Raw genomic sequence first — 21,847 nt, 5'->3', positions numbered from 1 at the left:
CTGCCGATTTTCCGGCGCCGACGCCAGCGGAATCTCAGCCGAACTGGCGCGCGAACGCCGCCGCCGCACCAAACAAGCCCGGTTGGGGATGGGTGATCAGCTTGACCGGGATCGCGCCCATGTAATTTTCGAAGCGCCCCTTGGCGACGAAGCGTTCGGGAAAGCCCGAGCGGACCAGCTGCTCGCGGATGCGCAGGCCCAGCCCACCCGCGACGACGACCCCGCTCGCCCCCTGCGCCAGCGCCAGGTCGCCTGCGACGCTGCCCAGCGACAGGCAGAAGCGGTCGACCGCTGCGGCGGCAAGGCTGTCGCCGCCCTTCATCCCGCGGGTCCATATCTCGCGATCGTCGAGCGGCGTGATCGCGCGGCCCTCCATGCTCGCCAGCGTTTCATAGATATCGACGATCCCCGGCCCCGACACGACGCGCTCGACCGACACCCGCCGGTGACGCTTGCGCAGCCGCGCCAGCACCGCATCCTCGATGCTGTCGAGCGGCGCAAAGTCGATATGCCCGCCTTCGGTCGCCTGCACCCGGTAATCGGCCCCGTCGCGCCAGACATGCGCGACGCCCAGCCCGGTGCCGGGGCCGATCACGCTGATCGTGCCGCGCGCGGGCAGCGGCTCGTCGGGGCCGCTCAGCCGCTCGAAATAGCTTTCGCCCGCTTGCGCGACCGCATGGCCCACCGCCTCGAAATCGTTGATCAGCACATACTCATCGACGTCCAGCTTTTCGCCGATCAGCGCCGGGCGGATGATCCATGGATTGTTGGTGAAACGGATGATCTCTCCCTTGGTCGGACCGGCGCTGGCGATCGCCACCGCGCGCGGCAATTTGCCGCCCTGCTGGCGTTCGAAATCCTGCCACGCGGTCTGGAAGCTGGCGTGGTCCTTGGTATGCAGCGTGGTTTCCGCACCCAGAGAAACGCAGCGGCCGCCGTCGATCTCGGCAAGGGCAAAGCGCGCATGGGTGCCGCCGATATCGACCGTGACGATGGACTTGCTCATGACTCTCCCTTGTCGGTACAGGAATGTCGCATGACCCCGGGCGATGCAACAGGGCATAGCTATGCGTGCGGGTGGCCGACCGTGCACAGGCGGGACCTGCCGTCGCGCTTGCAATTTCGCCGTGTCCCGGCTAAGCGCCGCCGCTTCCGACCATGGTCATCCCTGGAGGCGTGGCGGAACTGTGTAATCTGTTTCGGAGAAAAATGATGAGCGACCAGCTGGTGCTGTCGGCCGAGACGCGCGAACGCGGAGGCAAGGGAGCCTCGCGTGACCTGCGTCGTAATGGCCGCGTCCCCGCCGTTGTCTATGGCGGCAAAGAAGAACCCCTGATGATCCACGTCGAAGAAAAGCTGCTGATGAAGCAGTTGATGACGGGTCACTTCATGAACTCGGTCGTCATGATCGACGTCGGCGGCAAGAAGGTCCGTACCCTGCCGAAGGACGTCGCCTTCCACCCGGTCAAGGATCGCCCGATCCATGCCGACTTCCTGCGCATCAGCAAGGATGCCAAGGTGACCGTCGCGGTTCCCGTGGTGTTCGAGAACGAAGAAGCCTCGCCGGGCCTGAAGCGCGGCGGCGTGCTAAACGTCGTCCGTCACGAGCTGGAAATCGCCTGCGACGCGGACCAGATTCCCGATCAGATCACGATCGACGTCACCGGCTATGACGTCGGCGATTCGATCCACATCAGCGCGGTCACCCTGCCCAAGGGCAGCGAAAGCGCGATCACCGATCGCGACTTCACCATCGCGACGATCGTCGCCCCCTCGGCGATGAAGTCGAGCGAAGGCGACACGACCGTCGATGGCGGCGAAGATGCCGCTGCCGAGGGCGAAGGCGAAGACGAAGGCTGATAAGTCTCTCTAACCCCTCCCCTTCAGGGGAGGGGTTGGGGTGGGAGCTCGCGGGGTGGTGCAAGGCCGATGGCCCCCACCCCCGGCCCCTCCCCTGAAGGCAAGGGGAGATTTCCATGCAGCTCTGGGTCGGCCTCGGCAATCCCGGGCCACAATATGCGATGCACCGTCACAACGTCGGCTTCATGGCGGCCGATGTCATCGCCGATATCCATGGCTTTCCGGCCCCCGCGAAAAAGTTCCAGGGCTGGATCCAGGACGGCCGCATCGGATCGCAGCGCATCCTGCTGCTCAAACCCGGCACCTTCATGAACGAAAGCGGCCGCAGCGTGCGCGCCGCGATGGATTTCTACAAGCTGGCGCCGCAGGACGTCACTGCCTTTTACGACGAGCTCGACCTTGTGCCGATGAAGGTGAAGGTCAAACAGGGCGGCGGCGCGGCGGGGCACAACGGCATCCGCAGCATGATCAGCCACATCGGCGAGGATTTCCGCCGCGTGCGCATCGGCATCGGACATCCGGGACATAAGGACCGCGTCACCGGCCATGTCCTCGGCAACTACCACAAGACCGAGTTCGAACCGCTGACCGACCTGCTCGGCGCGATCGCCGCCGAAGCGAAATGGCTTGCGGAGGGCGACGAGGTGCGATTCCAGAGCGATCTTGCGCTGAGATTGCAGGGGTAGCAGGGCCAGGTCTGGTAGCGGCCAATTGCGGACATAATCCTCCCTGTGCCGAAGGCATGGGGAGGTGGCAGCGCGCAGCGCTGACGGAGGGGCCAAGGCGCTACCGTCGCGGCCCCTCTACCACCGCCTGCGGCGGCGGTCCCCCTCCCCATGGCTCCGCCACAGGGAGGATCATCAACGTCCGCCTCCTACCCTAAAGCCGCCCTCCCGCACCAGATTTGGCGCGACGCGACAATTGCGGCATGATGGCCCCGAGGAGAGTACCATGCCCACCCCAAGTCTTGCCACCCGCCGCCAACTGCTCGCCGGTGCCGCCGCGCTCACCGCCGCCGGCCCCGCCATGCTCCATGCCGCCGCCCCACCCGGAGCCGGCGCGCTCAAGGGCCGAACCATCCTAATCACCGGCTGCTCCAGCGGCTTCGGCCGCATCGGCGCGCTCCACTATGCGAAGCTCGGCGCAAAGGTGATCGCGACGATGCGCAACATGCCGCGCCCGGAAGCCGAAACGCTCGCCGCCGACGCGGCGAAGGACAAGCTCGACCTCCACATCGTCGAAATCGACGTCACCGACGATGCGTCGGTCGCCGCGGGCACCGCCCGGGCGCTCGAAATCGCGGACGGGCGCATCGACACGCTGGTCAACAACGCCGGCATCGGCATCACCGGGCCGGTCGAGGTGCAGGACATGGCGGCGACGCGGGCGATCTTCGAGACCAATGTCGTCGGCATTCAGCGTATGCTGCGCGCGCTGCTGCCGCAGATGCGCGCCGCGAAAAGCGGGCAGATCTTCAACATTTCGTCGCAGCTTGGCCGCGTCATCGTCCCCGGCGGCGGCCATTATTCGGCGACCAAATTCGCGGTCGAGGCGCTGTCCGAACAAATGGCGTATGAACTGGTGCCGCACGGGATCGACGTGACGATCCTCCAGCCGGGGGGTTACCCCACCAAGGTATGGGTCAACCGCAACAGCTATACCGGCGCGCTGCGCGACCGCACTGCGCCCGAACTGCTCGCGGCCTACGAGCCATTCTCGCGCGGCATGGGGACCGAGGACGGCAGCGGGCGCAGCTCCGACCCCGCCGACGTGCCGCGCGCGATTGCCGAGATCATGGCGATGCCCGCCGGCAAGCGTCCGCTGCGCCGCGCCGTCCATCCCGGCAACAAACCGCAGGAGGCGATCAACCGGGTGTCGTCTGAGGTGCAGACGGCCTGGCTCGGCGGGTCGCCGCTGGGGCCGTTGATCAAGGCGGTCCACGACTGACCGAGCCGCGGCGGCGTGTCGCCCGCGCGCCGCCGTCATTTATATGTCATTGAATTCATGCGCGCCTGACACGCACGAGCCATATGCCTGACACGCGCCTCTGCAATCGGTGAGTTCCCGCCGGGGTCCGACGACTCCGGCAAGCTCGACCGAAAAACAGGGGTACTGCATGTCACATCTTACCGACGAAGCCCGCGCGCCCTATCGCCGCGACACCGCCGCCGTTGGCGCCGCCGACAGTCTGGAGGCGATCGTCGCCGAAAACCCGTCGCGCCGTTCGATCCTGCAGCGCGGCCTGATGGGCCTGTCGGTGATCCCGGTCGCCGCGCTGGCCGCATGTGGCGGCGACGACGGCGGCGCCCCGCCGGTGACCGTCACCCCGACGCCCTCGCCGACCCCGACCCCCACCCCGACGCCTCCGCCGCCGAGCTTCGCGGTCAGCTTTGCCGCGATCGCTGCGAACCAAGACGACCGGGTGACGGTGCCGGGCGGCTATAGCGTCGATGTGCTGCTGAAGGCCGGCGACTCGATCGAGAGCGGCGCCGCCTACACCGGCAGCTTTCCGACCCCGGCGGTCGCCGAGAAATGGGCCGGCGGCAACCATGACGGGATGGAATATTTCACCATCCCGAACGTCGACGCCAACAGCGGCGGGCTGCTCGCGATCAACTTCGAATATCCCGATTTCGGCATCCTGATGGCCGGCGGCTTCAATGCCGCGACCGCGACGGCGGACCAGAAAGCGCTGGCGCTGTCGGCGGTCGGCATCGGCGTCGTCGAGGTCGCCAAGGCCAGCGACGGCGAATGGGCGGTGAAGGCCGGATCGACCTATAACCGGCGCTATACCGGCAACAGCAGCTATCGCGCCGGCGGCCCCGCTGCGGGCCTGCTGTCGGGTTCGATCAAGGGCATGCTGAACAATTGCGCCAGCGGCCGCACGCCTTGGAACACCTATCTCACCTGCGAAGAAACGACCGACAATTATCTCGACCCGACGCAGCCCGAGAATAATTACGGCTGGGTGGTCGAAATCGACCCGCTGCGCGAACTGGCGGCGCCGACCAAGCGCACCGCAATGGGCCGCTTCAGTCACGAGAATGTCGCGTTCATGGCGAACCGCGACAATCGCGTCGCCTTTTACATGGGCGACGATTCGACCCCGGGTTGCATCTATAAATTCGTTCCCGACCGCGCCTTCAGCGCCTCGAACCGCGCCGCAAACACCGACCTGCTCGATTACGGCACGCTGTATGTCGCACGCTTCAAGCCCGACGGCACCGGCGAGTGGCGCGCGCTGGTCGTCGGCCAGAATGGCCTGACGGCCGGCGCTATGGATCCCGGCAACGCCACGCAGAGCACGACGCCGCTGACGCCGCGGCCGGTCGATTTCAACAACCAGGCCGACGTGCTGATCAACTGCCAGTCGGCGGCGCGCGTCGCCGGCGGCACCGTGATGGACCGCCCCGAGTGGCTGACCGTCGCGCCCGACAACACCGCGATTTATTGCACGCTGACCAACAACAGCGGCCGCGTCGTCACCGACCCGTCGAATCCGCGCACCAGGAACCTGCACGGCCACATCATCAAGTTCCGCGAAACCGCCGACTCGCCGCTCGCGACGACTTTCCGCTGGGAGATTTTCCTGCTGGCGGGCAACACCGCGCTGCCCGACGCCAATCTGCAGGGCAATATCAACGGCGACCCCTTCTCAAGCCCCGACGGTTTGCGGATCGACCCGCAGGGCCGGATGTGGGTACAGACCGACGCGAGCACCAGCGCCTCGGCCACCGCGGTGTTCGGCAACAACTCGATGTATTACGTCGATCAGGCGAGCAAGGAATCGAAGCGCTTCCTGGTCGGTCCGCTTGGCTGCGAAATCACCGGCCTTGCCTATACCCCCGACCTCACGACCTTCTTCGTCAACATTCAGCATCCGACCGGCAACTGGCCGGTGTCGGGCGAAGTGCCCCGGTCATCGACGATCGTGGTGCGGCGGACCGACAGCCAGCCGGTGGGCAATTAAGAGCGCGCCGCCCGTCTCCATACCGGAGGCGGGCGGCGATGCCTGCTACCGCCGGCGCGGTGGCGGCGGCGGCGACCCGTCGGGGGTTGCGGACATCAGCGTCACGCACATCGTCCGGTGGACGCGGTGCGGGCCGCATGCGATGCCGGCATAGCGGTGCGTGGTGCGCAGCAGGCTGTAACGATGGCCGCGGTCCGGAACCCCGTCGTCGATCAGCAACTGGTGGACGACGCCCTCCGGGCTGTGGTGGCCATAGGTGATCACCTCGTTGACATAGGGGCCGCCGCCCCGCGCTTTCATGCGCTCGCCGGGTCCGTCGCCGCGGGTATAATGGCCGACCGCGCCCGACCGCGACTGGTCGGCGACATGATCGGCGGCGGCGCGTGCCAGCAGGTCGCTCGGCGTCAGGCGCGTCAGCGGCTTTTGCGCGCGAAGGTGGCGGATCGCCTCGTCGACCGCGGCGACACCCTCGTTGGTCAGAATGTCGATCTCGTCACCTGCCTCGGCGATCAGCAGCCGCCCCTCGAACCGCGGGCGATAGCTGCGCAGCACGTCGGCATAGGCGGCGGGGTCGCCGCGAAAGCGGTTCAGTTCGGCGAGGACACCGGATTCGAACCGGCTGGGCGCGGCGGCGGCGGCGGAAACGCCCAGCGCCAGCGCGAGCGCGGCGGTCAGTCGAAGGATGGTTGCCATCGTCCGGGCGATAAGACCGCATCGCTGAACGTCCCGCAACGATAATCGCGCCGCCGCATACCGGCGTCGGGGCTGGCGCCGCGGCGCGGTTGGCGCTAGGGGCGCTGCGACCCGGGCGCTTCCTTTTCAGCGCGCCGGCCACACGGAGTTTTTATGGGTTTCAAATGCGGGATCGTCGGCCTGCCCAACGTCGGCAAGTCCACCCTGTTCAACGCGCTGACCGAAACCGCGGCGGCGCAGGCGGCGAACTATCCTTTCTGCACGATCGAGCCGAATATCGGCAATGTCGCGGTGCCCGACGCGCGGCTGGAAAAGCTCGCCGCGATCGCCAGCAGCAAGAAAATAATCGCGACCCAGCTCGCCTTCGTCGACATCGCCGGCCTGGTGCGCGGCGCGTCGAAGGGCGAAGGGCTGGGCAACCAGTTCCTCGGCAACATCCGCGAAGTCGATGCGATCGTCCACGTCCTCCGCTGTTTCGAGGATGACGACATCCAGCATGTCGAAAACAAGGTCGATCCGGTCGCCGACGCCGAGACGGTCGAGACCGAATTGCTGCTGTCCGACCTGGAAAGCCTCGAAAAGCGCGTCCCCGCGTTCGTGAAAAAGGCATCGCAGGGCGACAAGGAAGCCAAGATCGCCGCGTCGGTGCTCGGCCAGACGCTCGAGCTGCTGCGCGAAGGCAGGCCCGCGCGGCTGACCGAGCCGAAGGACGAAGAGGAAGCCCGCGTGCTGCGCACCGCGCAACTGCTGACCTCGAAGCCCGTGCTCTACGTCTGCAACGTCGACGAAGGCAGCGCCGCGAACGGCAACGCTTTTTCGGAAAAGGTGTTCGCCAAGGCCGCGGCCGAAGGCGCGCAGGCCGTCGTCGTGTCGGCGGCGATCGAGAGCGAGCTGGTGACGATGGACATGGCCGACCGGCTCGAGTTCCTAGAAGAGATGGGCCTCCACGAAACCGGCCTCGCGCGCGTCATCCGCGCTGGCTACGAACTGCTCCACCTGATCACCTTCTTCACCGTCGGGCCGCAGGAAGCGCGCGCGTGGACCGTCCACACCGGCGCCACCGCCCCCGAGGCCGCGGGCGAGATCCACAGCGATTTCCAGAAAGGCTTCATCCGCGCCGAAACGATCGCCTACGACGACTATGTCGCACTCGGCGGTGAAGCGCGCGCGCGCGAAGCGGGCAAGCTGCGCGCCGAAGGCAAGGCCTATGTCGTCCACGACGGCGACGTGATGCACTTCCTGCATAGCTGATCGGGGTTGCGCTGCGCAGTCGGCGGCAGGCGTTTCCACAGTCCCCCTCCCTAGAAGGGAGGGGAGCAAAGCTCGGCGCAACCGCTCACCCAACAACCTTTCTCGCCCCCCTAACGCCCGATCTGCCGCGCCTTGTCGCGCAGGTCGGTCGCCGCCTGCGCATCACCGCCATCGGCCAGCCGGTCGGCATAGATCCGCATGATTTCGCCGTTCAGCGGCTGCAACCGATAGGCGAGCGCGATCATCGCCGTCGCGCGCGCCGCATCGCCCTTCGCCGCCCATGCGCGCGACAATTCGCGCAGCACCACGACGTCGCGGTTGCCGATGCGGCGGCGCACGCGCTCGAAATGCGCGATCGCCTTGTCCCAATGCTCAAGGTCCATCGCCAGATGCCCGGCCAGCCGGTCGGCGGCGATGCTCGACGGCTGGCTGTCGCGCAGCGCAAGGATCGCCGCGCCCGATCCGGCGGCGTCGCCGGCGCGGAACAGCGCGTTGGCGAGCCGCAGCGTCGTGCGCTCGCCAGCATCCAGGTCGCGCGCCGCGCGATAGGACTGGATCGCCAGGTCGAAGCGCCCGCCCGCCATCGCCGCATCGCCGAGCAGGATGTGCGCGTCGGCGACCCCGCGGTTGGCGTCGCGCAGCCGCATCGCGCGTTCGATCGCGCGCGCACTGTCGCCGCCGGCCATCTCGGCGGCGATCGCCGGGATCGCTTTCGCCGGGTTCAGCGGTTCGGCATCGGCGCCCATCGCCAGCATCCCCAGCGGATCGTCCATGGCAAAAGGCGCCGCCTCGCCGCGGGTCAGCGATGCCGCCCGCGCCTGATAGGTTGCCGAGGCCTCCGGCTTCCCCTGCTCGGCGGCGACGCGTGCCGCGAGCAGCAGCGACCAGCTGTCGGCATCGGCGCGCGATACCAGCGGCGCCAACGCTTCGGCGGCGCCGTCGGCATCGCCATCGGCCCAGTTTGCCGCGGCCAATATGCGGCGCGCGGTCAGATTGTGCGGCTGTTCGGCCAGCAGCCGGTCGGCAAGCGTCGCCGCCACCGCCTCGCCGCCGAGTTCGAGCTCGACGATCGCGCTCAGCAGCATGAACGCCGGCACCTCGTCCATCCGCCCGCGCGTGCGTTGGAGCAGGCTGCGCGCGAGCTGGAAATTGCCGGCGCGCGCCGCGAGCACCGCCTGCAGATAATAAAGGCGCGGCTCGCCGGGGACGAGCGTCGCGGCATGGCGCAGCGATTCGAGCATCGCGCGATAGCGGCCAAGATCGCCGAGCGTCGCGGCGCGGTCGATCAGCGCGCCGGCATTGTCGGGATCGGCGGCAAGCGCGGCATCGTACCAGTCGAGCGCCGCCGAAAGCCCCTCGGCGGTGCGGACGAGGTTCGCCTTGAACGCCAGCGCGGCGCTGTTCGTCTTGTCGAGTTCGATCGCATAGTCGACCGCGTCGCGGGCGCCGAGCGTGTCGGCATTGGCGTCGCGAAAGCGCGCGACGTCGACCCACAGCGCCGCCTCGCGCGGCAATTCCCGCACCGCTCGGTCGAATGCGTCGCGCGCGGCGCCGAAATCGCCATTGTCCAGATGGACGTTGCCCGCAACCCACGCCGCCTCGCCGATCGCCGCGGGCGCGATCGGCCCGGCGTCGAGCGCTTCGAGCGCGCGCGTGCCGTCACCCTGCATCGCAAAGGCACGGGCCAGCAACGGACGCAGCAGCGATGCGTCGCCGCCCGCCGCGAGCGCCGCCTTCACCGCCGCCTCGGCCGCCACCCCGTCGCCCAGCCCGATCGCGACTCGCGCCAGCTCGACGCGTTCGGCGACCGCCTGCGGATCGGCGTCGATCGCCTCCTGCAATTCGGCCCGCCGCTGTTCGAGCGCCTGGCGCGGCGCCATCGGCCGCGCCTCGCCGCACCCGGCGAGCAGCGTCGCCGCGATCAGCGCGCCGGCCCAGGCGCGGCGCCCAGGCGCGCGGCGGATCATCTCAGCCCTGCATCCGATATTGCTTGAGCAGGTCATAGAGCGTCGGGCGGCTGATCCCGAGCAGCTTGGCGGCCCCCGAGATATTGCCCTCGCTCTGCGTCATCGCGCGGCGGATTGCGACGCGGTCGGCGGCCTCGCGCGCGCTGCGCAGATTCAGCCACGCCGCGTCGGGCTCGCCCGTGCCGGCATCGCCCGCCAGGTCGAGATCGCCTTTCATGACGAGCTTTCCGTCGGCCATGATCACCGCGCGCTTGATGCGGTTTTCCAGCTCGCGGACGTTGCCGGGCCAGCGCCCCTCGTCGATCGCCTGCAGCGCGTGGGGGGCGAAGCCGCGCACCCCGGGGTTCATCTCGGGCGCATATTGATGGAGGAAATGGCGCGCGAGCAGCACGGCGTCGCCTGGCCGCTCGGCGAGCGACGGGATTTTCACCACCATTTCGGCGAGCCGGTAATACAGATCGTCACGGAAACTCTGCGCCGCAATCATCGCGTCGAGGTCGCGGTGCGTCGCGCAGACGATCCGCGTGTCGACCGCGATCGGCTTGCGCCCGCCGATGCGCTCGATCGTGCGCTCCTGCAGGAAACGCAGCAGCTTGACCTGCAAGGGCAGCGGGATGTCGCCGACCTCGTCGAGGAACAACGTGCCGCCGTGCGCCAGTTCGATCTTGCCCTCGGTGGTCTTGACCGCGCCGGTAAACGCCCCCTTCTCATGCCCGAACAGCTCGCTTTCGAGCAGGTTTTCGGGGATCGCAGCGCAGTTGATCGCCACGAAGGCCCCGTCGCGCCGCCCGCTCGCCTGGTGCAGTCCGCGCGCCAGCAATTCCTTGCCGGTGCCGCTGGCGCCGAGCAGCATGACCGACACGTCGAGGTTGGCGACGCGCTCGATCGTCCGCGCGACCTTCAGCATCTCGGGCGCGCCGGTGATCATTCCGCCGAGGACGCGATTGTCGCTCGTCCCCTGCGCCGCCAGCCGCCCGTTCTCGATCTCGAGTTCGCGGACATGAAAGGCCCGCGCCACGATCAGCCCCAATTCCTCGATGTCGATCGGCTTCTGGTAGAAATCCCACGCGCCGCTGGCGATGGCACCCAGCGCGCTCGCGCGTTCGCCATGCCCCGACACGACGATCACCTTGGTGTCCGGCTTGGCTTCCAATATCGCTTTCAGGACGCGAAACCCCTCGCGCGTGCCGTCGGGATCGGGCGGCAGCCCCAGGTCGAGCGTCACCACCGCGGGTTCCTCGGCGCGCAGCATGTCGATCGCGCTGTCGTGATCGCCGGCGATCAGCACGCGGTAGCCGTCATAGGCCCATTTAAGCTGCGCCTGCAGCCCGGCGTCGTCCTCGACCACCAACAGCGTCGGCAAATTCGCGCCGGTCTCGCTCATTTCGAACCCACTTTCATCCTGTAGCCATGCTCCTGTTCGCCGGAACCCGCATCGGCGAGCGGCAGCCAGAGCGTAAAGCTGCTGCCGCGTCCGGGTTCGCTCGCGACGTCGATCGTGCCGCCCATCGCCTGCGCCAGTTGCAGCGCCTCGAACGCACCGAGACCGAAGCCGCCGTCCTTCGTCGATACGAACGGCTTGAACAATTCGTCGCGAATGAAGGCGCGCGTCATCCCCGTGCCCTGATCGATAACGTCGATCCGCACCCGGCCCTGCTCGCCGACCGCAATCACTTGCACCGGGCCGTCGGGCTGCGAGGCGTCGATCGCATTGCCGACGAGATGCTGGACGATCTGGCGGATCGAACCCGCATCGCCCCACGCCGCCAGCCCGGCCTGACAGCCGACGAACAAGGTGCGGCGCGGCCGCGCTTCGGTCGCGACGGCGTGCAAGATCGGCTCGACCGGGGTGCGCTCCGCCTCTGCCGCGCGGCCGCGCTCGCGCGCCGACAGGCGAACGAGCAGGTCCGACAGCCGGCCCGCCGAAATCTTCAAGGTCTCCACCATGTCGGCGCGAAATTCGGGCTTGTCGGCGTGGCGCTCGGCATTGCGCGCGAGCAGCGCGAGCTGGCTCGCCAGATTCTTGATGTCGTGCATGATGAAGGCGAAGCGGCGGTTGAATTCATCGAAGCGCCGCGCCTCGGACAAAGCGTGCTGGCTCTGCGCTTCGGCCAGATAGCTCGCCGCCTGCTGCCCGGCGATGCGCAGCACGTCGAGATCCTCCCAGTCGAGCGCGCGCGACACCGGCGGGCGGTGCAGCACGACGACCGCGATCATGCGCTGGAAATGGAGCACCGGGACGACCACCCAAGCGCGCGGGTCGGCGACCAGCCATTCGGGGATTGCCAGATCCTCGCCGCCCGTCCCGCTCCCGCTGAGACCGCCGCGGCGCAGCGCGTCGAGATCGACGATATGCCGCGTCTCCTGCAGCATGAAGGCGGTGCGCAGCGACAGCAGCGCCTCCTCCTCGACCCCGGCGGGCCAATGCCATTGCTCGGCGACGCGAAACCCGCCGAGCGCGTCGGGCAGCATCAGCAGCGCCGCCGGGCTGCCGGTGAGCTCGGCGAGCGCCTTGGCGACGCGGCGATGCAGGTTGCGTTCGTCCTCCTCGTCCGCGGCCCCTTGCCCTCCCGCCTGCCCGAGCGTCGCGGTAAAGCGCATCCATTCGGCGCGATAATCATAACGATGCTCGAAGAAATGCTTGGAGATCGTCACCGACAGCCACGCGCGCGCGCGCGCCGAAAGGAACAGCAGCCCGCCGGCACCGAGCGCGACGATCAGGAAGATGCCCTGCGCCAGATCGCCATAATCGCCGCCGACCAGCCGCGCGACGGCGCCGGTCAGCCCGATCAGGATCAGATAGGCGGCGCCGCCGAGCAGCACGATCGTGCGCATCGCGGCGGTGCGCGACAGCCGCATCCGCTCACGCCCGACATCCATCGCGGCAATCACGAAGGTCGGCAGCATCAAGATCGCCACCGCCGGCAACAGCGCGACCAGCGTCGCCGGAGTCTTACCCGTCAGCGCCCCGATCAGCTGCAGATTGAGCTCATACGCCCACAGCATCGCGAAACCGCCCGCGACCGCCATCACCGGCATCCGCAGCCCGGCCCCGGCGTGACGCACACTGCTGTCGATGACGAGCAGCCCGCCCGCTGCGACGATCATCGCCGCGATCGCCAGCGCCGACCCTGCCCACGCCGCCGCCGCTGCGCCGTCGCGGATATGCGCGGCGGTGCCGAGGACGAGCGTGATCAGGCAGATGGTGGCAAGCAACCGTACGATCAGCCGCAACGGCCGCGACATCGGCGCCTGCGGGGTCCAGAAGGTCGCAGCCAGCCAGCCGAGCATCGCAACGTTGCGCAGCGCCCGCGCGACGAGCGCCTGCGACGATCCGGGTTCATAGGCATAGACGACCGCGCACCACAGCGCCGCCGCGGCGGCGGTCACCACCAGCCAGCGCGGCGCCGGCATCAGCGCCGCCATCCGCCCCGGCGGCCGCGCCATCAGCCACAGCGTGACACCGACGAAGCCGACGAGCGCGAGGCCGGACAGGAAATGCGAAACGGCGATCAACATGCTCACCGCGCCCCCTCGGGCCACAGCACGACGCGCACCGTCTGGAGCAGGATCAGCAGGTCGAGGAAGGGCGAATAATTTTTGGCGTAATAGAGGTCATATTCCAGCTTTACCCGCGCATCCTCGACCGACGCGCCATAAGGATAGTTGATCTGCGCCCAGCCGGTCAGCCCCGGCTTCACCATGTGGCGCTCGGCATAATAGGGCATTTGCTGTTCGAGTTCGGCGACGAAGCTTGGCCGCTCGGGGCGCGGGCCGACAAAGCTCATTTCGCCTTTCAGCACGCACCAGGTCTGCGGCAGTTCGTCGATCCTGAGCTTGCGGATGATCTGGCCGACACGGGTAACGCGCGGATCGTTCTCGCTCGCCCACACCGCCTTCCCGGCGGCCTCGGCGTCGGTGCGCATCGAGCGGATCTTGACGATGTCATAGGACTGGCCGAACAGCCCGACGCGCGGCTGGCGGTAAAAGACCGGCCCGCGGCTGTCGAGCTTGACCGCGATCCCCGCGATGACGATCAGCGGCAGGCCGATGACCAGCACCGCCAGGCTGGCGACGATGTCGAACACCCGCTTGCTCGCGCGCGAAATGCGCTGCCCCGCCGAAAAGCCGTCCGAAAAGATCAGCCCGCTGGGGTTCGTCGTCGCGAGGTCGACGCGCCCGGTCTCGCGTTCGATAAAGCTCGCGATGTCGTTGACATGCACCCCCGTCGTCTTGACACGCAACAGATCGGCGAGCGGCAGCGATCCGCGCCGCTCCTCCATCGCCAGCACGACCTCGCCGGCGCCCAGCGACACGACGTGGTCCGACAGGTTGGGGATGGCCTCGCGCGCCACCGCGCCGGGCACCGCGCGCTCGACGCCGCTCATCGCGACGAAGCCCGCGACCACCAGCCCGCTTCCCGGCTCGGCGGCCAGCGCCGCGAGGCGCGCCGCGCGCGGCCCGGCGCCGAGCACCAGGATCCGGCGGCGGAACGCGTCGGCACCCGCGGTCTGGGTCAGCGCGAGGCGAATCGCGAACAGCGCCGCAATCGCCAGCGCCATCGCGAACAGGCTGTTGGCGCGCCACAGCGTCGCGGTCGGCAGCAGAAAGCCCAGCACCGACAGGAAGATTACCCCCAGCGAAACCGCGGCGAGCAGCCGCGCGGTCGCGAATTTCATCGATCGCAGCGCCTCGACCCCGTACATGCCGGTCGCCATCATCGCGAGCGAATTGGCGATGGCAAAGGTCGCCAGCGGCAGCCCGCGGTCGTTCAGTGCGCCGGCGTCGAACCCCGCCTGGTGCGCGTAGAGATGCCACGCCCCCTCGGCCGAGGCGAGGAGCGCGATGAACTCGATCAGCGCCAGCCACACCACCGCGTGCGGGACATAATGTTTGAACAAGCGGAACATCTGGAGTGCGAAGCCCTTTCGGGCCGCAATCCTAACGCGCAGGCGTCAACTGTCGGTTAATTTTACACTTACCGATCGCCCGGTTTTGCGGATTTCCCTCACACCCCGCTGGCGTCTTCAGAAATCGATCTGCGTCCGCAAACCGAAGGTATCGGCGGTATAGTCGCGGTCGCCGCTGGCGGTCGCGATCCGCGCGCCATCGATCCACACCTTGCCGTAATTGGCGGTGATGCGGATATATTCGATCGGCGCCCAGACGAGCCCGATCAGCGCCGTTTGTTGCCGGCCGCCGGCGATTCCCGCATCGTTGAGATCGAGATGGTCGTAGCGCGCGTTGACTTCGATCGCGCCGATGCCCCCCGCAGTGATCGGCTTTGACGGCTTCAGCCGGTCAAAACCGCCATCCTTGTACCCACGTCGGTCGCCGGGGGTCAGCACCATGCCGACCTCGGCATAGCCGCCGAAAAAGGTCGGGTCGGCCGATCCGGTGCGCTTCACCGTCTGCCAGAAACCCTCGCCCGCAGCGTGGAACGGCCCCGCGATCAGCGCGCCCTCGATTCCCAGGCCGCGCTCGCCTTCGATATCGAGCAGCCCGGTGTCGACGAGCCGGACGTCGGTCGTATGCGCGAACGGCCGCGCGCGATAGCGGCCGGTCGCCGCCGGATCGTTGGGATCGCGCCAGTGCGCCGAGGCACCGAGATGGAGCCGTGTATCGCCGAGCTTGGGCATCCACACCACCCGCCCGTCGATGCTGAGCGCATTGTTGCTGTCGTCGAGCAGGTCGTTGGCATTGTCGCCGAAGACCCCGCCCTGGAGCAGCAGCGCCTCGCCCTTATACTGCGCCGACAGCCCGACGCGGCGCTCGAAGCCAAAGGCCTGCGCGAAAGCGGCGCGTTCCATGAAGCTGGTGAACAGGTCGCTGGTCATTTCGTCGAGCGACCAGAAGGGTTTGATCTGCCCCGCAGTGACCGACAACGGCCCAGTGCCATAGGTCAGATACACATCGGTCAGCTCGACCGAGCTGTTGGCAATGTCGGCCTCGACCCGGTACGCGATGCCGCCGGGGATCTTGCCGTCGACCCCCAGATAGACGCGGCGAAACTCGGTCTTCAGGCCGCCGCGCGCGTCGGTGACGCCCGCCGGGGTATCGACCCCCGCCAGATCGACTTGCACCCGGCCGCGCGGCTTGAAGCTCCAGCCGTCGGCGGTCTTGATCTCGGGCGCGCCCTTCCACGCGATCTCGGTGGCCGGTTTGGCGGTCACCGGCGGCGTGGGGGTCGGCGCGGGCGCCGGCATCGGCTGCGCCGTCGCCGCGTCGAGCCGCGTTTCGAGCGTCTGGACCTGCGCCTTCAACGCCGCCAGTTCGGCGCGGAGCGACGCCGCTTCCTCGGCGGTCATCGCCTGGGCATGGGCCGCCGAAGGCAGCGCAAGGAAGGTGGTGCCGAGCAGCGCGGCGGTCAGGATAGGGCGCATGAGAAGGCGTTGCTCCGTTGCGAAAGGTTACAATCTGGTGGCGCTGTTATGACCGGTAAATGACAAATGCACGTCAATTGGATGACATTATGGTGACAGTCGCCTTTTCCGCCGTCGCCCCTTGCCTGACCGCCATGAACGGCTAAGGACGTGCCAGTTTTATTTCGGCACCTTTCCGGGAGACCATCATGACGATCAAATTTGACGGCCGCGTTGCTATTGTCACCGGCGCCGGCGGCGGGCTCGGCCGCGCCTATGCGCTCGAACTGGCGCGGCGCGGCGCCAAGGTGGTCGTCAACGACCTCGGCGGATCGCGCGACGGCACCGGCCATTCGGACGCCGCGCTGCAGGTGGTCGAGGAAATCCGCGCCGCCGGCGGCACCGCGATGTCGAATGGCGGCAGCGTCACCGAATATGAGCAGATGGTCGAAATGGTCGCCAAAGCGAAGGAAGAATGGGGCGGCGTCCACGTCCTGATCAACAACGCCGGCATCCTCAAGGACAAGAGCTTCGCCAAGATGGAGCCCGCCGATTTCGATCTGGTGCTGAAGGTGCATGTCAGCGGCAGCGCCAACGTCACCAAGGCCTGCTGGGACCTGATGCGCGAACAGGCCTATGGCCGCATCCTGATGACCGCCTCGTCGACCGGCCTTTACGGCAATTTCGGTCAGGCCAATTATGGCGCCGCGAAACTCGGCCTCGCCGGGCTGACCAAGACGCTCCACCTCGAGGGCGCGAAATACAACATCCGCTGCAACACGATCGCGCCGGTCGCGGGCACCCGGATGACCGAGGACATCTTCCCCGCTGAATTGTTCGAGAAATTCACCCCCGAAAATGTCGTGCCTGCTGCGCTCTATCTGGTCAGCGAAGATGCGCCGACGAACATGATCATCGGGGCGGGCGCCGGCGCCTATCACGCGGCCTATGTCACCATGACCCCCGGCGTCGCGCTCCCCGAAGGCGAGCGCACCCCTGAGGGCGTCGCCGCCGCATGGGACAAGATTATCGACCGGACCGGCGAGACCGTCCCGCAATCGGGCAGCGAACAGTCGATGAACGTGATGAAAGCCTTGATGGCGCTGGGGTGAGGTTCGGTTGATCCTCCCTGTCGCGTAGCGATGGGGAGGTGGCAGCGCGAAGCGCTGACGGAGGGGCTTTGGCGCTGCCGTCGCGGCCCCTTCACCACTTGCTTCGCAAGCGGTCCCCCTCCCCCTCGCTCCGCGACAGTGAGGATTTGGTCGGCGCCGCACTGTATTGACACAGCAACACGCCTGTGCCACACCCCACCCGGGGCAAGGGGGATCGGTCTAACAAGGACGACCCCGATGTATAGTGAAAGCGACCTGCAAGCCGCGGTCGATGCAAAAGTCTTGACGCCGGAGGCCGCCGCGGCCTTTCGGGGCCATGTCGCATCGGTCCGTTCGGCACCCGCGGCGGATGAAGAATCCTTCCGCCTCATCACCGGATTCAACGATATTTTCGTCAGCATCGCGGCGGTCATCCTGCTCGTCGCGGTCGGCTGGATCGGCGCCTCGATCCACCCCGCGCTCGGCGGCGCCTTCGTCGCCACCTCGGCGTGGTTCCTGGCCGAATATTTCACCCGCCAGCGCCGCATGGCGCTCCCCAGCATCGTCCTTGTCCTCGCCTTTTCGGGCGGCGTCTTTGCGACGATGGTCGGCTTCCTCGTCAAACATGGCGAGAGCCTGTTCGGCAACGATCCGGGCGAGACCGTCGGGGCGCTGCTGATCGGCGGCATTGCGCTCGCCACCGCGGCCGCGACCTGGGCGCATTGGCGCCGCTTCATGGTCCCGATCACCGTCGCCGCCGGGACCGCGGCGCTCGCCGCGACCGCGGTCGCGCTGGTTCTGTCGATTACCGGGCTGCCCGACCGGTCGCAGGCGCTGCCGATGGCGCTGGTGCTGGTCGCCGGGCTTGGTGTCTTCGCGCTCGCCATGTGGTGGGACCGCAGCGACCGGGTGCGCCAGACGCGGCGCAGCGACGTTGCCTTCTGGCTCCACCTGCTCGCCGCGCCGATGATCGCGCACCCGATCTTCCACCTGCTCGGGGTGACCGACGGCAATGATATCGGCAGCGGCGCGGCGGTGATGGTCGTCGGCATCTATGTGCTGTTCGGGCTGATCGCGCTCGCGATCGATCGCCGCGCGCTGCTCGTCTCGGCGCTCGCCTATGTGTTGTTCGCAATGACCCAGCTGTTCAACCAGTTCGGCGCGGTCGAGCTCAACGTCGCGCTCACCGCCTTCGTCATCGGCTCGGCGCTGCTGCTGCTGTCGGCCTTCTGGCAGAATGCCCGCGCCGCGGTGGTCGGGCTGTTGCCGGGCAATCTGGCCGACCAGCTGCCGGCAACGACGCGGACGATCAGTGCGATACCAGCTTCATAAGCTTGCGTTCGACGGGGGCGAGCACATTGGCAAGCTCGTCCCCGCGCTTCAAAATCGCCCCGGCTTCGGAGACCAAGGCCCACATGCCTTGACGGCTCCGCAAGGCGGGGCGTTTTTCGATGCGATATTCGGGGCGTTCGGCGGCGCGGCGAAAGGCGGAGAAGATCGCGGCGTCGCGGTGGAAATCCATCGCATAGTCGCGCCAATGCCCCGCCGCGACCATACGGCCGTACAGGTCGAGGATGCGGATCAATTCAGCGCGTTCGAAACCGGTCTGCTGCGATACCGTCCGCTGAGCGAACGGTAAGGGCGTCACCGTCCCCATCAGGCGCTTTTCCGGCTCCCCTTGCGCCGCGGCGCCTCGTCTTCACTCCCGGCGTCGCGCTCGGCGATCAACGCCGCGAGCTGCTTCTGCATCTGCTCGAGCTGGCATTGCAGCAGTTCGACTTTCTGCGTCGCCGGGTCGAACGTTTCGTTGCACGTACCGTAAGGCACGAACTCGCGCGCATATTCGGCCGCATCGACCAGCGTCGAGCGCGCCGGAATGCCGACCATCACCGCGCCTTCGGGCACGTCCTTGGTCACCACCGCATTGGCGCCGATGCGCGCCCGTGCGTTGACCGTGATCGGCCCGAGGATCTGCGCGCCGGACCCGACGATCACATCGTCGGCCAGCGTCGGGTGGCGCTTGCCCGCAATGCCGTTGGCGGGATCGGTGCCGCCCAGCGTCACGCACTGGTAAATGGTCACATTGTCGCCGATCTCGGCGGTTTCGCCGATCACCGTAAAACCATGGTCGATGAACAGGTGGCGGCCGATCGTCGCGCCGGGATGAATATCGATCGCGGTCATCCACCGCGACAAATGGTTGACGAAGCGGGCGAGGAAAAACAGCCGTGCCTCAAACAGCCAGTGCGCGATGCGGTGCATGCCCACCGCGACCAGTCCGGGGTAGAGAAGGATTTCCCAACGCGACCGCGGCGCCGGATCACGCGCCTTGATCGAATCGAGATAGGCGATCAGCCCGTTGAACATAATCTGTCCCCTGCGACCCTATTTTGTACCGGCCAAGATAGATGGTCGGCGGCGGCATTTCCACCCCCGGCGCATTTTTAACGTCAGCGGCCGAGCAAACCGAGCCGCAGCAGCAGCAAACCCTCGCTCCGCCAGCGCCGCTCGCCATCGTGTCGGGCAACGGCGCCAGCCCAGCGATCGAGCATCAGCAACGCCTTGTACCCGTTGAACGATATGCGCGTCGGCAGCGGCAGGTTACGCGCTGCGGCAAAGAAATGCCGCGCCTCGACCATACCGTCCTGAAGCCCGGCGCCCCACACCAGCCCCCAGCGCGCACCGCTGCTTTCCTGCCCGCCCGACAGCGCGAAAAGCGCGCCGCCGAACGCGACCGCGGCCGCGTGCCGCGCCGCCGCATCGTCCGCCAGCAGCATCGCCTCGGCGGCATCGACGAGCGCATCGAGCCCGCCCTGCCCGGCCCAGCTCGTCTGCAATTCGGCGAGCAACGGTTCGCCCTTCGGCAGCCCATCGGGATCGGCGGCGAGCATCGCCATCATGTCGCGCCACCACGCCAGCTTGATCTGCCCGATCAACGGCTCACGCGCATCGATCAGCAGATTGGTCAGGCGTTCGGCGAGCGCCCATAACGCTGCCATCGCCGCGCGGCGCTCGCGCGGCACCGCGACCATCACGCGCGGGTCGCGGATATCGGGGTAGGCGCTGTTTTCCGGGGCTTCGTCGGTCATCATGCGCAGGCAGCGCTAGCATCGTGTCATCGTCATTGCGAGCGCAGCGCAGCAATCCCGAGCGGCCTTGAACCGCCCTTGGATTGCCGCGTCGCTTCGCTCATCGCAACGACGAGGGTTATCACCCCCGATTGCAAACCGCCTTTACCGCCTTGATCACCCGCGCCGTGTCGATCAGCGCCGCCTTTTCCAGGTTCGCGGCATAGGGCAGCGGCACATCTTCGTTGCACACGCGCATCACCGGTGCGTCGAGGTCGTCGAAACCCTGCTCCATCGCCACCATCGCCAGTTCGCTGGCGATCGAGCAGGTCGGCCAACCTTCCTCGACGATCACGAGGCGGTTGGTCTTTTTCAGGCTCGCGAGCACCGTCGCCGTGTCGAGCGGGCGCAGCGTGCGCAGGTCGATCACCTCGGCCTCGATGCCCTCGCCCGCCAGCGTGTCGGCGGCGTCGAGCGCCAGCCCGACCCCGATCGAATAGCTGACGACGGTCACGTCGCCGCCCATGCGCATGATCCGCGCCTTGCCGATCGGCAGCACATAATCCTCGATCTCGGGGACGTCGAAGCTGCGGCCATACAGCAGCTCGTTTTCCAGAAAGACCACCGGGTCCTCGGTGCGGATCGCCGCCTTCAGCAGCCCCTTGGCATCGGCGGCGTCGTAAGGGGCGATGACAATCAGCCCGGGGACGCTGGCATACCAGGGCGCGTAATTCTGGCTGTGCTGCGCGCCGACGCGCGACGCCGCGCCATTCGGGCCGCGAAACACGATCGGGCAGCGCATCTGGCCGCCCGACATATAATTGGTCTTCGCCGCCGAATTGACGATGTGGTCGATCGCCTGCATCGCGAAGTTGAAGGTCATGAACTCGATGATCGGACGCAGCCCACCCATCGCGGCGCCGGTGCCCAGCCCGGCAAAGCCATATTCGGTGATCGGGGTGTCGATGACGCGGCGCGCACCGAATTCGTCGAGCAGCCCCTGCGTGACCTTGTACGCGCCTTGATATTCGGCGACTTCCTCGCCCATCACGAACACCCGGTCGTCGGCGCGCATTTCCTCGGCCATCGCGTCGCGCAGCGCTTCCCGGACGGTGAGTTTGGTCATCGCGGTGCCTGCGGGAATCGCGGGGTCGGCGACCGCGGCCTTCGCCTTCACGGCGAGCTGCTCGGTGCCGCTCTCGGCCTTTGCCTTCTCCGTCGTCCCGGCGGAAGCTGGGACCTCAGGCGTGGGCGTGCTGCCGTCAGCGGCCCCAGCTTCCGCGGGGGCGACGGTTTTGGCGGGGTCGGCTGAAGCGGTCGGCGCGGGCGCAGCCACCTCCTCGCCCTCGCCGGTAATCGTCGCGATCACCGTCCCGACCTTCACATTGTCGGTCCCCTCGGCGATCAGAATCTGCCCGATCGTGCCCTCATCGATCGCTTCGAACTCCATCGTCGCCTTGTCGGTCTCGATCTCGGCCAGGATATCGCCCGATTTGACCGTATCGCCCTCCTTGACGAGCCACTTGGCGAGCGTGCCCTCTTCCATCGTCGGCGACAGCGCCGGCATCTTCAATTCGATGGCCAT

Annotated in this window: 18 protein-coding genes; 7 read left to right on the top strand and 11 right to left on the bottom strand. The window is 67.5% G+C overall.

What is annotated here, in order from left to right:
• Positions 1–34: 34 nt before the first annotated feature.
• A complete protein-coding gene (locus HEQ22_RS06345) occupies positions 35–1,006 on the bottom strand; it encodes an ROK family protein (protein WP_432770347.1) in 972 nt (323 codons plus the stop codon).
• A 206-nt stretch (positions 1,007–1,212) separates the two neighbouring features.
• Between HEQ22_RS06345 and HEQ22_RS06340 the strand changes: the two genes are divergently transcribed.
• The 4 genes from HEQ22_RS06340 to HEQ22_RS06325 all read left to right on the top strand — a co-directional run bounded on the left by HEQ22_RS06340 (position 1,213) and on the right by HEQ22_RS06325 (position 5,830).
• Complete coding sequence (locus HEQ22_RS06340) at positions 1,213–1,860, top strand: 50S ribosomal protein L25/general stress protein Ctc (protein WP_432770346.1); 648 nt, start codon at positions 1,213–1,215, stop codon at positions 1,858–1,860.
• Between the two features lie 116 nt (positions 1,861–1,976).
• The gene (gene pth / locus HEQ22_RS06335; protein WP_432770345.1) at positions 1,977–2,546 is read left to right on the top strand and encodes an aminoacyl-tRNA hydrolase; all 570 of its coding nucleotides are present in this window, start codon (positions 1,977–1,979) and stop codon (positions 2,544–2,546) included.
• A 265-nt stretch (positions 2,547–2,811) separates the two neighbouring features.
• Complete coding sequence (locus HEQ22_RS06330; protein ID WP_432770344.1) at positions 2,812–3,807, top strand: SDR family oxidoreductase; 996 nt, start codon at positions 2,812–2,814, stop codon at positions 3,805–3,807.
• A gap of 169 nt (positions 3,808–3,976) precedes the next feature.
• Positions 3,977–5,830 (top strand): PhoX family protein, encoded by a 1,854-nt coding sequence (locus HEQ22_RS06325; protein ID WP_432770343.1) that lies wholly within the window; start codon positions 3,977–3,979, stop codon positions 5,828–5,830.
• A 45-nt stretch (positions 5,831–5,875) separates the two neighbouring features.
• Here the strand turns inward: HEQ22_RS06325 and HEQ22_RS06320 are convergent, their stop codons facing one another.
• Complete coding sequence (locus HEQ22_RS06320; RefSeq protein ID WP_432770342.1) at positions 5,876–6,523, bottom strand: CAP domain-containing protein; 648 nt, start codon at positions 6,521–6,523, stop codon at positions 5,876–5,878.
• A 153-nt stretch (positions 6,524–6,676) separates the two neighbouring features.
• Here HEQ22_RS06320 and ychF point away from each other — a divergent pair, with 153 nt between their 5' ends.
• Entirely contained in the window at positions 6,677–7,774 is a 1,098-nt protein-coding gene (ychF, locus tag HEQ22_RS06315; protein ID WP_432770341.1) for a redox-regulated ATPase YchF, read from the top strand.
• Between the two features lie 110 nt (positions 7,775–7,884).
• Here the strand turns inward: ychF and HEQ22_RS06310 are convergent, their stop codons facing one another.
• From HEQ22_RS06310 to HEQ22_RS06290, 5 genes are all read right to left on the bottom strand, one after another.
• A complete protein-coding gene (locus HEQ22_RS06310; protein ID WP_432770340.1) occupies positions 7,885–9,741 on the bottom strand; it encodes a tetratricopeptide repeat protein in 1,857 nt (618 codons plus the stop codon).
• Between the two features lies 1 nt (position 9,742).
• The gene (gene prsR / locus HEQ22_RS06305) at positions 9,743–11,125 is read right to left on the bottom strand and encodes a PEP-CTERM-box response regulator transcription factor (RefSeq protein WP_432770339.1); all 1,383 of its coding nucleotides are present in this window, start codon (positions 11,123–11,125) and stop codon (positions 9,743–9,745) included.
• Positions 11,122–13,260 (bottom strand): XrtA/PEP-CTERM system histidine kinase PrsK, encoded by a 2,139-nt coding sequence (gene prsK / locus HEQ22_RS06300; protein ID WP_432770825.1) that lies wholly within the window; start codon positions 13,258–13,260, stop codon positions 11,122–11,124. The genes prsR and prsK overlap by 4 nt, the downstream gene beginning before the upstream one ends.
• A 2-nt stretch (positions 13,261–13,262) precedes the next feature.
• On the bottom strand, positions 13,263–14,651 hold the full coding sequence (locus tag HEQ22_RS06295; protein WP_432770338.1) for a TIGR03013 family XrtA/PEP-CTERM system glycosyltransferase: 1,389 nt from the start codon (positions 14,649–14,651) through the stop codon (positions 13,263–13,265).
• A gap of 117 nt (positions 14,652–14,768) precedes the next feature.
• Complete coding sequence (locus HEQ22_RS06290) at positions 14,769–16,124, bottom strand: OprO/OprP family phosphate-selective porin (protein ID WP_432770337.1); 1,356 nt, start codon at positions 16,122–16,124, stop codon at positions 14,769–14,771.
• A 188-nt stretch (positions 16,125–16,312) separates the two neighbouring features.
• Between HEQ22_RS06290 and HEQ22_RS06285 the strand changes: the two genes are divergently transcribed.
• On the top strand, positions 16,313–17,215 hold the full coding sequence (locus HEQ22_RS06285; RefSeq protein ID WP_432770336.1) for an SDR family NAD(P)-dependent oxidoreductase: 903 nt from the start codon (positions 16,313–16,315) through the stop codon (positions 17,213–17,215).
• A 237-nt stretch (positions 17,216–17,452) separates the two neighbouring features.
• Complete coding sequence (locus HEQ22_RS06280) at positions 17,453–18,526, top strand: hypothetical protein (RefSeq protein ID WP_432770335.1); 1,074 nt, start codon at positions 17,453–17,455, stop codon at positions 18,524–18,526.
• Here HEQ22_RS06280 and HEQ22_RS06275 read toward each other — a convergent pair.
• The 4 genes from HEQ22_RS06275 to HEQ22_RS06260 form a co-directional block, all read right to left on the bottom strand.
• Complete coding sequence (locus HEQ22_RS06275) at positions 18,504–18,851, bottom strand: DUF2794 domain-containing protein (RefSeq protein WP_432770334.1); 348 nt, start codon at positions 18,849–18,851, stop codon at positions 18,504–18,506. The genes HEQ22_RS06280 and HEQ22_RS06275 overlap by 23 nt on opposite strands.
• The gene (gene epsC / locus HEQ22_RS06270) at positions 18,851–19,561 is read right to left on the bottom strand and encodes a serine O-acetyltransferase EpsC (RefSeq protein ID WP_432770333.1); all 711 of its coding nucleotides are present in this window, start codon (positions 19,559–19,561) and stop codon (positions 18,851–18,853) included. Before epsC ends, HEQ22_RS06275 begins: the two co-directional genes overlap by 1 nt.
• An 83-nt stretch (positions 19,562–19,644) precedes the next feature.
• Complete coding sequence (locus HEQ22_RS06265) at positions 19,645–20,286, bottom strand: hypothetical protein (protein ID WP_432770332.1); 642 nt, start codon at positions 20,284–20,286, stop codon at positions 19,645–19,647.
• A gap of 118 nt (positions 20,287–20,404) precedes the next feature.
• On the bottom strand, positions 20,405–21,847 hold the full coding sequence (locus HEQ22_RS06260; RefSeq protein WP_432770331.1) for a pyruvate dehydrogenase complex E1 component subunit beta: 1,443 nt from the start codon (positions 21,845–21,847) through the stop codon (positions 20,405–20,407).

Source organism: Sphingopyxis sp. (genome assembly GCF_050916055.1).
In the GTDB taxonomy this organism is placed as follows: Bacteria; Pseudomonadota; Alphaproteobacteria; order Sphingomonadales; family Sphingomonadaceae; genus Sphingopyxis.
Note: the sequence above shows the minus strand (reverse complement) of the source record. Positions and strands in the feature narration are given on the sequence as shown.

Excerpts from the sequence above, each read along its gene's own strand:
- HEQ22_RS06345 (WP_432770347.1), bottom strand. The coding sequence starts at position 1,006 with ATGAGCAAGTCCATCGTCACGGTCGATATCGGCGGCACCCATGCGCGC.
- HEQ22_RS06340 (WP_432770346.1), top strand. The coding sequence starts at position 1,213 with ATGAGCGACCAGCTGGTGCTGTCGGCCGAGACGCGCGAACGCGGAGGC.
- pth (WP_432770345.1), top strand. The coding sequence starts at position 1,977 with ATGCAGCTCTGGGTCGGCCTCGGCAATCCCGGGCCACAATATGCGATG.
- HEQ22_RS06330 (WP_432770344.1), top strand. The coding sequence starts at position 2,812 with ATGCCCACCCCAAGTCTTGCCACCCGCCGCCAACTGCTCGCCGGTGCC.
- HEQ22_RS06325 (WP_432770343.1), top strand. The coding sequence starts at position 3,977 with ATGTCACATCTTACCGACGAAGCCCGCGCGCCCTATCGCCGCGACACC.
- HEQ22_RS06320 (WP_432770342.1), bottom strand. The coding sequence starts at position 6,523 with ATGGCAACCATCCTTCGACTGACCGCCGCGCTCGCGCTGGCGCTGGGC.
- ychF (WP_432770341.1), top strand. The coding sequence starts at position 6,677 with ATGGGTTTCAAATGCGGGATCGTCGGCCTGCCCAACGTCGGCAAGTCC.
- HEQ22_RS06310 (WP_432770340.1), bottom strand. The coding sequence starts at position 9,741 with ATGATCCGCCGCGCGCCTGGGCGCCGCGCCTGGGCCGGCGCGCTGATC.
- prsR (WP_432770339.1), bottom strand. The coding sequence starts at position 11,125 with ATGAGCGAGACCGGCGCGAATTTGCCGACGCTGTTGGTGGTCGAGGAC.
- prsK (WP_432770825.1), bottom strand. The coding sequence starts at position 13,260 with ATGTTGATCGCCGTTTCGCATTTCCTGTCCGGCCTCGCGCTCGTCGGC.
- HEQ22_RS06295 (WP_432770338.1), bottom strand. The coding sequence starts at position 14,651 with ATGTTCCGCTTGTTCAAACATTATGTCCCGCACGCGGTGGTGTGGCTG.
- HEQ22_RS06290 (WP_432770337.1), bottom strand. The coding sequence starts at position 16,124 with ATGCGCCCTATCCTGACCGCCGCGCTGCTCGGCACCACCTTCCTTGCG.
- HEQ22_RS06285 (WP_432770336.1), top strand. The coding sequence starts at position 16,313 with ATGACGATCAAATTTGACGGCCGCGTTGCTATTGTCACCGGCGCCGGC.
- HEQ22_RS06280 (WP_432770335.1), top strand. The coding sequence starts at position 17,453 with ATGTATAGTGAAAGCGACCTGCAAGCCGCGGTCGATGCAAAAGTCTTG.
- HEQ22_RS06275 (WP_432770334.1), bottom strand. The coding sequence starts at position 18,851 with ATGGGGACGGTGACGCCCTTACCGTTCGCTCAGCGGACGGTATCGCAG.
- epsC (WP_432770333.1), bottom strand. The coding sequence starts at position 19,561 with ATGTTCAACGGGCTGATCGCCTATCTCGATTCGATCAAGGCGCGTGAT.
- HEQ22_RS06265 (WP_432770332.1), bottom strand. The coding sequence starts at position 20,286 with ATGATGACCGACGAAGCCCCGGAAAACAGCGCCTACCCCGATATCCGC.
- HEQ22_RS06260 (WP_432770331.1), bottom strand. The coding sequence starts at position 21,847 with ATGGCCATCGAATTGAAGATGCCGGCGCTGTCGCCGACGATGGAAGAG.